Below are 15,304 nucleotides of genomic sequence, written 5' to 3'. Positions count from 1 at the left end.
ACAGCCTTATTTCTTCTGGGTTGATCTCTCTTCTTTCAGCATCTTCACCTCTTTCTCCAACGCATCTACCTTCGCGTTCATCTCCTGCAAAGCCTTCACCAACAATGCCACTGTATTCGCCTGATCAACGCCTTTACGCTCCGCAGCTGCCATTTCATCCGGTAACTCATCGGCAATAAACCCAATGTGCTTAATATTAGCGCTATCAGCCTTATAAACGAACGTACGCACCTGCGCATCTTTCAGAATATCCGTTGCATTTGCTGTAAACGGCGCTATATCTTTCTTCAGACTCCTCATGGACGACTGTACAAACGCCGTAGCTGTCACCTGCCCTGCAATCACCGTATTACCACTCGCGTCGGTTCTCAATCTCCAACCGGTACCTGATGGTCCTGTAAATCCAATCTGGTTATCGCTGGCCGCATATACACTTCCACGTCCTATACCATCCGCAGTTTGCAATTCCAGCCATACGACATTTGCACCAGCTGTTGATCTGATGGCCCAGCTTGACGTGAACGGTTGATAAAACAATGCCCCATCAGTGGTTTTTATTCCTTTACGGTTCGGCACACGCAACCATGATTCAATCGCCAGGGAGCTATCACTATCAATATTCAGACGCAGATTCGCTGTATGCCAGAATTCCTTCCATGCAGTCCAGGTCCCGTTTCCCTGACTTCTGAAAAATATTCTGTTCTGATTGACACTGGATGTCATTCCATTGGCTATCTGCATGCCATATAGTGTACCGTCACTAGCCCCATTTCTATGCCTTGTTGAAATAACACTCCACCAGAGTCCGTCATTGACAGGCCCATTCACAGTACCATTTACAGAACCAATAAAGCTATAATTCACCAACGTATTCCAATCTGTATTTGCAGGCTCAAACGTGCCACCTCTTACAGGATTCAGGTTAGCAGTATGAAACAGATCAGATCCCTTATACTTCAAACGGTCTCTTCCGATAGACAGGATATCTGTCTTCTGACCGCCTGTGGAACTCCCGTCATGACGAAATATCCACCCTTCATTAATGTTATCTTCAGCGAGAAAAATGAGATTGCCAGGGGGATCATCTTGTGTAGCCTCAGCAAATATTGACCATCTGTCAGTAAAATACTGCCATCTCAATCCATTAGAAGGGTTACTGGAAGACCGATTGAAATTGATAGTATAAGGCGTACTACTATCCCTTGCCATTACAGTTCGTAATGTCTCCAACGGCAGTTTACGAAACTCTGTTACGCCTTTGCCTTTATTATACAAATAACCAAGCGTATCCTTCGTCCTGTTTTCCAGGATCAGTTCCGCGGTATCACAACCACTGTAAATACGTACACTATCCGCACGAATCTGGTAGGTGTTTTTCTGCGCCATTACCTGGCTCGCCGCAAAAGGAATGCTTAACAGCAGTACTAACCGTTTCATATTTCCGTTCATATGCTTAGACTATTCTGATTGTTACCGCTGCCACATTCTTACAACGGCCGACGTTTTTTAATATTATTTATTACCGCTGGCTTTGTTAACCGCTGACTCCAGCTCGTCCAGTCTCTTATTCAGCGCCTCCAATTTCTCTGTCAGCTCCTGCACGGCCTTCATTGTGATAGAAATAGCAGAATTACTGTCAAACTTGTCATGTTTCTGGGTCGAGAAATGCCAGTCACTATCATCAGCGATAATACCCACGTGCCGATTACTTTCCTTATCCTCTTTATAGGAGAACTCCACTATCTTTAGATCTTTGATCAGTTTCAATGCATCTCCATTGAAAAGCGTGATGTCCTTTTTCAGGGAACGTAATGAAGACTGATAGAAACCTGTAGAAGTCATGTTTCCAGCCGCAGTTATATTCCCAGTCGTTCTTACATCACCGCCGAGCAGAACACCACCTTTCATATTGAAACGATGTGCAACAACCCCATTTGACGCAATTACGATCTGTTCATCACTTATTGAAGGTATAACCTGGTTACCTATGTCATAGCCAATTCCATAGTAATTTGTATCGGAAACAAACTTGTCACCCTTGGTCCAGATGATTTTTCTCGCTAAACCAGTAATCGAAAAATCTCCCATCATACCAACTGAGCCAGTAGTAAGAAAGCCCAAAGCAGTCATAGCTCCATTCGTTTTGACATTACCATTAAGTAATACGCCACCGCCCAGATTAAAGCGATGCGTGATCAAACCGTTCTTGGCAAATACAATCTGATGATCGGAATTATTAGGCGTGACCTGGTTACCGAAGTCATAACCGATACCATAATAGTTATCTGTACCGATATTGTCATCCCCTACTGTCCATATCACCTTCTTATTAGTAGAATTTACCTTATAGTCACCCACCAGACTCAATGGTCCTCTCGTACGGTATCCATTATTAGTGGTCATACCTGTATTTCTGCTAAACATCCAATATTGCCCATTCTGATCAGCCGTTCCTTCTATCACATCCGGATTCAATACGTAGCTCATCTGCGTCATACCAGTTGGTACTCCTTCATTATAGTCCGTCGCTGACGTTATCTTTTGCCAGTTGACCATTCCCCATCCACCTGTTTGCTCATTATCAGTCATGGACGCTTTTACACTCAGCGTTTCCGGCCTATATGTCAGAATATCTATCGCAGTACCTTCATATGTGCCACCTTTCACAACTCTTATAGCGGCAAAAGGTTGTGTACCAAAAACACCGTTACTGATCACCTGAATAGTTGGTGCCCTGTTGTAAAGCACTGTTACAATAAACTCAACTGTCTGATGAAAGGATGCCGTACCATCTGTGATAATGAAATGTCCATAGGCACGGTTACCATTTGTCGCTCCTGTTGTGGCATTACCGTTAATAGCTATTCTATACCATCCTGGACCACTTGTAGTCGTCCAACCAGTCGCTGCACGTGGCGCATATTTCTTATCTGCATAGTCTTTAAACAGCAGTTCCCTCCAGGCACTCCAGCCCTCACTTGAATCCGTATCATCCTTGATTCTCAGGAAAGCACCGTTAGGTCCCTGCGTTTCGCTATCCCAGTTAACCGCCATGTCAAAGCCGGTTTTCCCATATTTGAACATCAGTCCATCATAATAGTTTTTCTGACCGACGTTCTTAAATGCCTGATCAGAAAGCGCAGGCATATCACTTCCTGTATAAGCGAAGTAACCTACTACTTTATTTGATGGCCAAGAGGCAAACGGAACGCTACTGTTATTTGGGACGTATACCATATTCGTTGATAACAGGTCATACCTTCCATCCAGGTTCAGCGGCACCGTTACGACTGTACCATCTGTCTTTCTGTAATACAGGTTCGTACCCGAAGTATACAAAGTATCCACCGTTGTCTTTATAATCGCCCCTAACTGCAAAGTATCCTGTCCGGTAATCGCAATGGCATTGTTACCTACCGTCTGCAACTGCAGTTTACGAAACTCTGTGCGTCCCTTTCCTTTATTGAAGAGGAAACCCAGTGTATCTTTCGTTCTGTTCTCTATAATCAGTTCTGCTGTATCGCAACCACTGTAAATGCGAACACTGTCAGCCCTGATCTGATATACATTTTTCTGTGCCATTACCTGGCTTGTAGCAAAAGGAATGCTCAACAACAGCAACAGCTGCTTCATTCTTCTGTTCATAATTTTATCCAAAATAATCTGACTAATCTGTTATTACTGCAGGTTGGGAGTACCTACAAACACCTGATAGGCGTCATAAGGTGCTTTTGCCTTGAACTCGCTGCCTTCTTTATAAAAGAATTTGCTATTATCGAAAATGCCGGTTGGTTGCGTTAATATCTTGTAGTCTGTGAAATAACAGCGTACAACGGCATACTCACCATACTGTTTAATGACAGATGCATTATCTTCCGCGCCTCCCATTGACTCCATCAACATCTCTGTCTTCAACACATACTGCATTTCCGTCAGCACGTTGGTTTTCTTATCAAAGTCCATGCGGAACTCCTTATAAGGCATCCCTGGCTTGAACCCAACACGCATAGTTCTTACAGTGGCTGTTTCTGTTACCGAGCAACTACCAATCCCTACCCGCTGTATCGCAGCTCTCATCTGTTCAATAGGGTCTACCGGGTTGACCTCAGGTGCTTTCGCCAGGTACATTACGCCTTCCTCCTTGAAGAGCGTTACTATATACTGTTCGTTGGCCGTCATCTCTGTTGAAGAGAGGCTGTAATGATAGTTACGTCCGGAAATATCCATATGCCCGTTCAATGAATCAAGCACCGTCTCCGGATGCTGTTCACTGGTATAAGTATACCTGATATCGAATGACAAAGGCTTGTCCTTGTAGGCAGACTGCATTTTTCTTATCTCCGCATACATCCGGGTGGTATCTGACTGATCCTGCGCGGCGGCTGACTGACCCAGTAAAAAACCTATGAATACCAGTCCAATTCTCAACATTTTCATAATAGGTACAGGATTTACTCTTTTATTAAAGCACTTCTTGTTTCTTTGATTGTCTTAACACCACGCTCTGTTTCTTTCTTCACGCGGGTAAGCGTTGCATCATCATCATACTCGAAGAATGTAGCATAGTTATTCTCATCCAGTTCTGCCATCATCCTCAGATTTCTTGCATCATACACAAAAGACTTCATGTTAGCATTGTAAGGGTGTACCCTGATATCGTCATAAAAAACAGTGGTTGATCCTGTAGCCATCAGCACCACAGAGAACCCTGTACTACCTGCCGGCAGGTCAACAACCTGCTCATAGCGCTGCCAGCCGTCAATGATCGCACCCGTCGGCTTGATCTTCAATACGGTGCTGCCACTATTACTTTGCACTGCCAGTCCGATTTCATTACTTGTATAAGACGTGCAACTACAATCCTGTATTTCTTTTACCCAGGCAGTGAAGAGGATCTGTTTGCCCGAAAGTGGCGCAAAGGAGGGCATGATCACATCTGAATTTGCACGAATACTCTTCAATACAGTAGAAGTTACACTGCCACATTGAACGGTTGTTTCGTTGAAAGTAGGCAATCCCTGCTCGACCGGAGTAGCCATTACAGTACTGACCACCCCCACGGTATCACCTGGGGCTACCCTGATGCTATAACGGCCCGTATGTTTCTGTGTAGAATCAATTCTACCCTTGTAAATAGAGAAGTCAAAACGGCGGCCGGTTGGGCATGGACCTTCACATGCGCCATTGCCAAAGTAATAGTCTTCAAATCCTTCATATGCTGCCTCCTGGTAACGGCTGTTCTGTACTACTGCTGTCGGAATCGCATCCGCATAACCATACAATCCTGCATTGAATCGACCCAGTGGATCTTTATTCTCCAGCTCAAATCCTTTCGCATTAAAAATGGTGCTCTCCGAATTCCATACCCAGTTCTCCGCTTTGTTAGCAGACCATTTACCATTCTTCAGTGTCCAGAAAGACTCATACTCTGCATATGCACCGTCTGTTCTGATATTGGTCGGCTGATTAGGATCAGACTCAGCCCGGGCAGTATAATAAACGTAAGAACGTACCGGACGCCAGTTACCCAGCAAGCTATACTTATACGGATTCACACTTGTATCTGTTACTGCGCTGTAACAGATTTCCAGATAAGGCGCGACGCCGACGTGCACAGAACCTACTATCGGATCATCACACATATCACTGGTAATCGTTATCTTGTATGTACCCGTATCTTTTACCTGGAAATTCTTAAGAATCAGCTGTGCCTGCCCCTCTTTCTCAACTCCATTAGGATATTTCCAGAAGAAACGGTTCGCATCAGTTGGCAGGTTCAGTACATTTATCGATACAGTCTCTCCGATACAGTATTCAGCCCTCTCAGTTGATATCACCTGTGCTGTCGCATAGTCAATAATCTTAATCGGCTGTATAGCAGATGCACCGCATGAATCTGAAATCCTGACCTCGTATGTTTTATTTGCTGTCAGCTTAAATGGTCCATTTGAAGTAGCAGTAAAAATACCGGTGTTGTTAGTAGCCAGGTAAGGACCTGTTGCTCCGTTACCCTCTTCCGCAAGTTGAAATGTATATCCGCTACCATACGAAGAACGTACCCCGTTTACACCATATGCCCATATTGTACCGAGATCTTTCGGCCGGCTTGGACATACCCAGCCAATAGACCGTTTAGTGTCAATACCTAACGCGTTATTTTTGTACTCTACAGTGAATGTATTAATGCCCGGAAACTCTTGTACAGAAGTTGAACCAGATACACCTATCTGGTAAGTTCCCGGAAGCGGTAATATTATTTGCTGCCCTGCAGGAACTATACGATAATACTGATTAGGGGACAAAATCGAATAATATAATGGTAACGTCTGATTTTGATAATAAGCCTCTCCAGTAACAGTCAAACCAAGTCCATCGCAGGTCTGTATCGTTGTATCCTTCCAGATATATTTATATACATCCTGCTGTCTGATCGTAACCGGCATATCATAACTGCCGCAATTGTCAGTGATTCTGAATAAATAGCTTCCAACACCAAAAAATGCCAGTTCGTTATTCTTGTACACCGCAGTCCCACTTGTTTCATCGTTAACGATGAAGCTAAAACGTTGATCTGCCGGACTTACCAGTTCGATCTTCGTTCCTGGTGTAAACAAGGATGATTTGTATACGGAGAAAAAAGCATGTCCCTGATACCCTGAAGCACCATATCCTAATTCCATCGACAATGCATAAGGAGATTCACTTCCCGGAGCAGTTACGCTAAACTCGTCGCCCCAGTTGGATGTTGCTACCTTACCATTAGCATCAACCACCGAAATAGTGTAGTCACCGAACGCAAGTCCCTTAATGCTGCGCGTGCCAAGACCGTCATTATAGGTCTTTACCGTATCATAGCGGTAATGGTTTGTCTCTTTGTTCTTTAAAGCAATATACAGCGGATAACAAGCCATATTACTGGCTCCGATATAGTATTGCAGATTGTAGTTTGTATTACAGTTATACTGCGTTTGCATTATCAGTATTGGTGCAGCAGTAGCCGTTGAATCAGAAAATATATTCCCGCAGGCAGTTCTGAAATTCACTTTAATATACGAACCAATATAGTCACTGATCTTTTTCCCGCCTGGCAATGTGATTGTATCGAATACGGTGTTTACGACAGTTACAGGCTTATAACCTGATGTCACTCCACCAATAGTAAACGAAACCTCTACCGGACTATTTTGTGCATATAATATTTGCTGGAGCTCCCCATTATAAACTCCAAAATTGCCGAAGGTCACCAGACTGCAATTATTGTCCTGTACAGGAACCAACGCAGCATAAACGCCACCAGCATTTGCGACATTCCCAATCGTCAGCGTTTGTGCAGGGGAAGTTGCATTACAGGCATCTGTAACAGATATCGTATAATTTCCCGCTTTGAGACTATCTATTCTGAGAACATTTACATCAGTTGTGAATGTTCTGCGGCCGGAGTAACCGGCAGGCACTGTTGCCAATGTCACTGTGTATGGTGCACTTCCGCTCGCAATCACGACATCCGCCCGACCACTGTTACAACCTGCTAAAGCTGCTATCACCTGTGAGGCAGTCACGTTCATCGGCACATAGCTAGTTGTAACAGTAACCTGTACACTATCCCACACAGACACACTGTTACATAACGCCTGAACAATTACGCGATAGTTCCCACCCTGCAGGTTTTCGAAGACAGGAGACGTACTCTGGTCAACGAAACGTCCACCTGGTGTAAGTGGCCGCAGACTATACAATACATTCGTCAGTGAAGGCGCATTACTCCCGGTCAGAGAGGCGGTTATTTTACCATTCGCCGCACATGTGGATGTCTCTACAGCTGCTGTTACATCCCATTGATTACACTGTGCATGCAGCGTTTTGCTGCTCAGCAATAAGAGATGCAACACCATCCCGCAGATGATCACCCCCCATTTATGCCTGTTCTTAAATATCATTGAATCCCAGATAAAGTATTATTCAAATTAAGCCCCTTCAATAATCACTTTCGCTTATACTGGCAGTGGTATACCATCTTTACTGCCGACTTCGACGCCGCATCCTGATAATATGCAGCTGGCATGATAATCGTCAATGCACCTGATGGAGAAATCTCAAAGTGATACGATGTACTCATCGCAGGAAAGCCTGGCTTCATTTTCTGACTGATTATCAGCAATCCCTTCTCTGCGGTTGTATACTTCTGAAAAGAAGGCATACGACCTGTCAGGAAACAGGAGTCTTGTTTAAACCTGGCGTTCATCGGTACTGGTGTTCTCCAACGCACGACGGATGAAAGGTCAATCGTGTTTTTTTCCATCAACCTGTCATCGCTCTGAGAATATAGTGCTGACTGTACTCCAGTTAATACCCAGTTACCCTGTAACCTCGCAGCATCTGCCTGCTGCTGGGCGTCCGCGTTATACACGAAGCCCAGTGTTGCAAACAGTACTACCCATAATATTCTATTCAGCATATCTTTTCTTTTACAGTGTTGTGATTAATAAGCACAAAGGATCTTCTGCTTTTTACGGTCCTGTACCTGCCAGTTCTGCTTGTATTCAATCATACTGGCACTGATGATCTTCTTATCCTTATTGATGTTCAGGATATATTTCCCGTTTCCTGCCAGATCCAATGGTGATTTCATCATCGTTACTGAACCCGCACCTGCATTCATATTCCTTCTACCAGACCTGATCACTTTAAGTGTCACATCATTTCCTGTATAAGGCTTTCCATTTTCATCTATGAAATAAAGACTTTGTACACCATCACTCAACTCATTCGCATTCACTACCCATAACATGCCTGCATTCGGGAAGGTCGCTGGCACCGGATTACATTCATCGTCATTGACCTTGTTTCTTCCATAGGCCAATATCTCATCACCAGAGAAAAACAGACTATTGATGGTTCCGTCAGAAATACCTCCAGGTGTTAAACCGCCAATAATCTTTCCATTCTGCAAATAGACATGATCCAGTGATGCATTCACATTCTTATATGCACCGGACATACCCTCGTACATCCAACCTGCCGGATAACTGAAATTAAACACCGGATCACCAAACTCATTCTGAGTGGATGTCAATATCACATCTCCTGTTTCTCCATCATACAGCAGGTTCCTGGTTACTACCTTACTTCCCTTATCCATTACTTCCACACTGTCCATAATACCATGCCTGTTAATCACCTTCATTGCCGCCACTGAACGGAACTGGTTTTTCTCACTCTGTGGTATCGGTATGACCATTGGCAAACCAAACGGAATAGGCGGATTCAGGAAGAAGATATCGAGGTTCGCCTCAACTGCCATACTGCTGGTTTCCATCCGGCTCTGACGCATATCCATCATTAACTCCACATCTTCACCAATGGTAAGATCTGTGCTGATATTACCCTTGGCATCCATCGTCAGTACGGTGTTGCTCAGTCGTTTCTCTGCACTCAGGTCGTTGGCGACCCTATAGAAATAGCGTGTGTAAGAATTAGGCGTTTTATCCGCATCGCCGTAAATATTCTCCGCTTTCGGTTTACCATGCATGTCATTTAACTCCACCTTGAAGCCCTGGCTTAAAGTCAGATAATGGCGGGCATTTATCTTAAACAGGTTATTTAACGTCGGCTTGTACACCTTTTTGGTTGTTGCATCAAATATTGACTGATCAGAGAAAGTCGGGAAATCATAAGCCGTATAGAACAGATTCTCTTTAAAGCCGGTACGTGATTTTATCTTCGGATCATTGTTAATAGATCTTGATATCACCGCACTGTAACCAACCGATGCACCCGGGTAGAAAGACTCTGCTACAGGTGACTCCATATAGCTGATATCCACCGGTGCCCATAGTGCAGATCTGTCACCATATGCGATAGGTTTACGTAACGGGTTCTCTTCCGCTCCCACCATTGGCTCATATGTAGCCACCCCGCTACTGATCTTTCTTTCCACACCGTCGATTTTCATCGTCCTGGTGTATTCGTATTCAGTACCATACATGGACTCTTTACGTCCAGTCATCTTATTCCAGTTATCATAGATAACAATTCTCTTCACACGGTGGCCATTTCCATATTTCTTGTAGTCAGGCACATTCAGACGTACAAAGGAGCGGTTCAGATCCACATACTTCATCCATTTTTTGCTACGCACAGTGGCGTCGAAAGATCTCAATGCATTCAGTATATTATCTGCCTGCGCCATAAACATCTGCAGCGCATCCACTACGTTAGGATTATCGCCAACATCAGAGCCCGGGTAGGCTTTGGATGGTGCATGCAAACGAAGGAATTGCGCCGCCATTCTGGCCATCGGCGTCAGGTCTCCTCCCAGTTTGCCTTTGTCGTTGACGGTCTTCACTTTAAACCAGATTGTTCTGCCCCCATTCGTATATCCATACTCTCCAGGTTCAAGCACTGCGTATACATTAATAAACTCGTACCCGCTACCCCATTTATCTGTCGGCATTTTTACATTCAACCGGAAAGACATCATGTCATCAAGACCTGTCAGATATTTAGTATATACCTCTTCCTTGGACGACACTGACTCAGGTACATTAATCGCTACATAGGCATTGTCACCTGCCGACTCATACAAAGTAGGTGTCAGGTTACTGGTGAATGGCTTTTCCGTAATAACCGGTTTTTCACGAGAGAAACCGGCAATGTTAAACATTCTCGCAGCTCTTGTGTGTTGAACAAAACCATAATCATCACTTTCATAAGTGATCTTCATACGACCACCAGATGGCAATGTGATTTCGTCCAACGTCCAGGCAGCAATATTAGTGGCCGCTAAAGCACTATCCTGAACTGCATAGGGATTCTCTCCGTTAGTGATCTTATTATTCTCACTATATCCAAAATTATCTGCCGGGTTTTTGTAGTTTCCCCAACGGTCAGCTGACTTATGATCATAGTCCGGATTCACGGCATTATAATTGAATACGTAGGCATTCTTCTTTCCCTTCTTGTTTCCATTGTATGTAAACCAGATACGCGTCAGCGTTAATTTACCTGTACTATCCGCGTTGCTGTAACCTTTACAAAGTTGGTAATTATATTCAAAATGCACTGTCTTGATTGGTCGCGCAGCGGTATTGTATTTTAAAAAATCTGCCTTGGTATACAGATTAATTTCTTCCAGACGTTTTGATGGATTAATACCACCTTTATTGCCATTTTCATCTATTGGTTGCTGGTCATATCTGTCGGCCAATACAAAAGTTGCCACCATATTTTTTGACTCAATCGAGTTCAGGTACCATAACTCTTTCTCTCCGTACACATAACTACCCTTATCATCACGATTGTCAGATTTCATACCTTCATTATAATTAGCCCCCTTAGAATAAGGTGTACGCCATTTAAACGGATTATCCTTACCAGCTGTCTTAGTATAGTTGAACTTGACCGCATTACCTGGATCATCATCAGAAATACCGTTTCCGGTGAGATCCACATAGTCAGGAGACATGATACCCGTTAACAGAAAAGCAGTCGGATAAGCCGGCGTTTCCTCTGAAGAGAAATACCAGTCAGTGCCATTCTTATTTCCTACAGTATTATCAACCCCGTGATTATAAGCTACGCTACCATCTTCCGGGTTTCCATTTTCATGCTTTACAGCAAATGTTGTTTCTTTCTGTTTGATATTATAAACAGGAAGACCGTAAATATTACGTTTGCCATCAGGGCTCAACACTTCCACCTGAGAAATATGATTTGCCTTTCTCATGCTGGTAATCCTTCTCTCATTGGTCAGAAAATCTGGCACCGCTGTGAAAGTATCATGTACGATAGCAGGTGTGTAGAAATCCTTCGCGGTAATATAGGTCTCTCCGGAGAACATTGTGAAATGGATCCTGGTATCGCCAATCCAGTTAAATAATTCCACACGTAAATCATACATCTGTCCTGCTTCGAGGTTCACCGTTGTTTTACGAATGCCATAACCTGTCCACCATCCATTTATCAGACTTTCACCGTTCATGAAAACCCTTACACCATCATCTGTATCTGTAATGATTTGATATACACCAGTGACTGGCGCCTTGATACGTCCCGTCCACCTTACCGTGTTAGGAGGTGCATCAGCCTTATTACTACCTACACCATATGGAAACTTAAAATCATACACATCCTTAAAGTGAAGCCCGGTATCGATCCTGGTCATAAATTTCTTACCATCCAACTCTCTTCCTTCAAAATATTCCCCCAGGAGTCCATGCTCCTCTTCATCAATGATGCCCTTGTTTCCTGTATTAACGGCGCAATCATTCTGTAGCATGAATTTATTTAGCTGATAATTTTCAAGGTAAGGAGACTGACCGGCGACACTAGCCTCTTTAGCCGTCATGTAAGTAATCACCTGTGTTCTTTTATCTCTGTTCTCCTTCACATTCTCCCGTGCTTTCAACGCTACATCTTTGCCGAAGCGACCATCTTTATACGTGGTCAGTGTATTCAGCGTTCTGATATCCGCTCCTGCCTGGAATAACTTTGGCACAACAATATCTTCGCCGCCGATCAGGTCATAAAATGCTTTGGTATTCACGGTCTTCTCACCCGGATTACGGAAATAAGACGGCTCAACAAGCCCTCCACCTTTGGTAAAAGCAAGTGATGAAGCCAGTGGATTAGACCTTGAATCTGTCCATGGCAAGGTTTCAGTAAATGAACGGGTATAGTTTACGTCCACACCTATTTTCACAATATCTCCGAATCCGACGTCAGCGCCTATACTTAAAGACTTATCCTTTGTTTTGAGCTTGTGATCATATACATAACCTACATCACTTCTGTAGCCACGGAAGCTGCCACTTACGCCCTCTCCCAATATGGAGAAAACGTCATAGGTGTAAATAGGTATAGCAATATTTGTTGACTGTGGATCTCTATCTCTGTAGCTAGCATCCTTTTCTCTATTGTAATCAAGCACAGCTAATGGATTTCCCTCTGCATGCTGATAATTAAGGTACCCATACGCTGGCAAACGCATCACCTGGTCTTCCGGCTCAATGCCTTGTTTAGCAATATATCCACCCAACGACAAGCTCGGATGTACAATCTTCATCTGGGCACCCACCTTAGCCGAAATCGTCAACATTGTACTGGTGTACGGTACTGACATAGCAGGGTTGAATGAAGGAGAAGCAAACGAAATAGCACCCGATAAGCGACCGGTTGTTGTCATCCCATTACCCTCTCCATTGGCCTTTGTATTCTTCTCGTTCGTTCTGTAAAGCGAGGTGCCTGCCGAGAACTGCACTGATTTCATACCTTCCCTCGTATTCAGCGCAGTACCTACACTGAGTGGTACCATCAGGTTTCCTTTATCTCCATACTCCGCCGCCTGGATAGAATAGCCAACGCTGGGAGAAATCGTCAACCCATTCTGGCTGCTGTTTGTAAAACCGAGACCGCCTGATAAACCTGATGCCTGACCTTTCGCTACACGTAAACCCACGGCCGTACCCATTTCAATACCTATACCTTTATAAGTATTATGAACAATCCCAAGAGATGCAGATAAGGATACTCTCACTGCGTCTGTTCCAACATCCTTTCCGCCTATGTTCTGCGTACGACCTGCCAACTCCAGATCAATACCGAGGTTTCCACCTATCGTCTTGCTTTCCCTGATACTCTGCGTCTTGGTTAAAGTATCTGCACCGTTAAACTCATCCGGTACGCCTCGCAGGTTACGATTAATAACCCCTGGGTTCAAGCTCCATCCTAAACCTACCCAGCTCGCCTCCTGGTCCATCGTAATACCACTGTTATACCCTATTGCAATTGGATATCCCCCCACATCCATCAAGGGGATCGAGTAGGACAAATCTCCCGAAAACAGATCGACCATATTGTCACTGTTCACAGAGTGAAACTCCGCCATCTCAGGCTGCCCGGGACCGCCTTCCGCTTTCTCCGGTGCAAATGTATTTTTCTCCGCATCCTTCGCCACTATAGGAGTGGCCACAGGCATCGGTTTCGCTACTGGTGCAGTATTAGCCACACCGGTAGTTGCAGGATAATTATTCTCCTTTCTATACGCAGGATTTATTACAGCTGCCTGTGATGTAGCAGGAGGAATGATCATCTCAAAATACATCAGTGCCAGCATGGTACACGCAAATGTCTTCTTCCTCTTAGCAGCAAGAGCCAATATCATCTTCGATCTATTTTATAGGTATAGGGACTGATTCGCCGGTTAATTCTCTTTCGTGTAGACAAACTTCATCTGGAAATATTCTCTCCGTGAATTTTGTACACGCAGCAGGTAGGTCTTGCCATCCTGCAGACTATATTTTCTTCTTATTGGGAAGGAGATCATGTTATCGCCGGGTACTACTTCGATCTCACCGTAGGTAATGACTTTATTACCCGCTTCAAGACCCAGCAGTTCATATTGAACGGTACTGTCGTTAACCGCATTGATATAGGTAAAGTGTACATTGCCTGTTACAGCAGCTACGGCACCGTCCAGCTCTTTTCTCAGCTGAATATGTGAATCCTGTGCTAACTCTTTCTTCACCAGTGTAGACTTCAGCGAGAATGTCCACACATCCGTCTGTGCAGCAAATGCATTCCCATTACGCGCAATCACCGTCCAGGCATATACTTTCCCGGTATCCAGCGATAATGCGGATGACGGATAGTTGGCAAAAGGGCTTTTAGTGGAAGGTAAACGGTATACAGGTAAGTTCTGCTGGATCGCTTCTACGGATGACTGTCCGCTTCTCACTTCTGTCAGCAGCAACTCATAATTCAGATTGCTGAATAACGTCGCAGGAGATGGTGGTAACCAGGTGAACTGCGGATTGAACGATTCCAGTACGCTCTTGTCTGCTGGTGTATTCAGTAACGGCGGACCAACAGGTGCTACCGCAAAAGGACTACAATCTTCCGAGATCAGATCACCTTTATAGGTACCGTTGATATAGACGCTGTAACAAGCCTGGTAGTTACCTACAGGCAGCAGCCCGTTCGGACTTCTGTCAGCCACGTCAGACAGGTACTCGTACTGTATCGGAGAAACATCTCCGGCCTGTAACTGCTTAGCGCCTTTGTTCAGTGTCAGCTCTCTTGAAATACCTGTCAGTACCGGCTGATTCGTCCTTACATCGGTAAGGCGCATCATGATCCTGACTGTTACCGGTGCATCAGAAACAGATACCATCGCAATGTTCCAGAGCTGTGCCTTCATCAGCACACCTTCGGGAGGTACCTGCGCCGTCATCGTTACCTGTGCACTGGCCTGCACTCCTAAGAGCACACCTAAAAAAACAAAAATGTGGGTCCAACTTTTCATTTT

General features: G+C 44.4%; 7 protein-coding genes. All 7 read right to left on the bottom strand.

The window, feature by feature from the left end:
- Window positions 1-6: 6 nt before the first annotated feature.
- Window positions 7-1,437 (bottom strand): pyocin knob domain-containing S74 family peptidase, encoded by a 1,431-nt coding sequence (locus GWR21_RS03020; protein WP_162330305.1) that lies wholly within the window; start codon window positions 1,435-1,437, stop codon window positions 7-9.
- Between the two features lie 75 nt (window positions 1,438-1,512).
- Window positions 1,513-3,645, bottom strand: a complete 2,133-nt coding sequence (locus GWR21_RS03015) for a tail fiber domain-containing protein (protein WP_162330304.1) — start codon at window positions 3,643-3,645, stop codon at window positions 1,513-1,515.
- Window positions 3,646-3,678: 33 nt separating this feature from the next.
- Window positions 3,679-4,437 (bottom strand): hypothetical protein, encoded by a 759-nt coding sequence (locus GWR21_RS03010; RefSeq protein ID WP_162330303.1) that lies wholly within the window; start codon window positions 4,435-4,437, stop codon window positions 3,679-3,681.
- 14 nt (window positions 4,438-4,451) lie between these two features.
- The gene (locus GWR21_RS03005) at window positions 4,452-7,937 is read right to left on the bottom strand and encodes a hypothetical protein (RefSeq protein ID WP_162330302.1); all 3,486 of its coding nucleotides are present in this window, start codon (window positions 7,935-7,937) and stop codon (window positions 4,452-4,454) included.
- 44 nt (window positions 7,938-7,981) lie between these two features.
- Window positions 7,982-8,455 (bottom strand): hypothetical protein, encoded by a 474-nt coding sequence (locus GWR21_RS03000; RefSeq protein WP_162330301.1) that lies wholly within the window; start codon window positions 8,453-8,455, stop codon window positions 7,982-7,984.
- A gap of 24 nt (window positions 8,456-8,479) precedes the next feature.
- Window positions 8,480-14,161 (bottom strand): PA14 domain-containing protein, encoded by a 5,682-nt coding sequence (locus tag GWR21_RS02995; RefSeq protein ID WP_162330300.1) that lies wholly within the window; start codon window positions 14,159-14,161, stop codon window positions 8,480-8,482.
- A 39-nt stretch (window positions 14,162-14,200) separates the two neighbouring features.
- Entirely contained in the window at window positions 14,201-15,301 is a 1,101-nt protein-coding gene (locus tag GWR21_RS02990) for a hypothetical protein (protein WP_162330299.1), read from the bottom strand.
- Window positions 15,302-15,304 lie beyond the last annotated feature (3 nt).

Origin of the sequence: Chitinophaga agri, from assembly GCF_010093065.1 — a bacterium.
Lineage (GTDB): Bacteria > Bacteroidota > Bacteroidia > Chitinophagales > Chitinophagaceae > Chitinophaga > Chitinophaga agri.
This window is presented reverse-complemented; position numbering and strand designations above follow the sequence as displayed.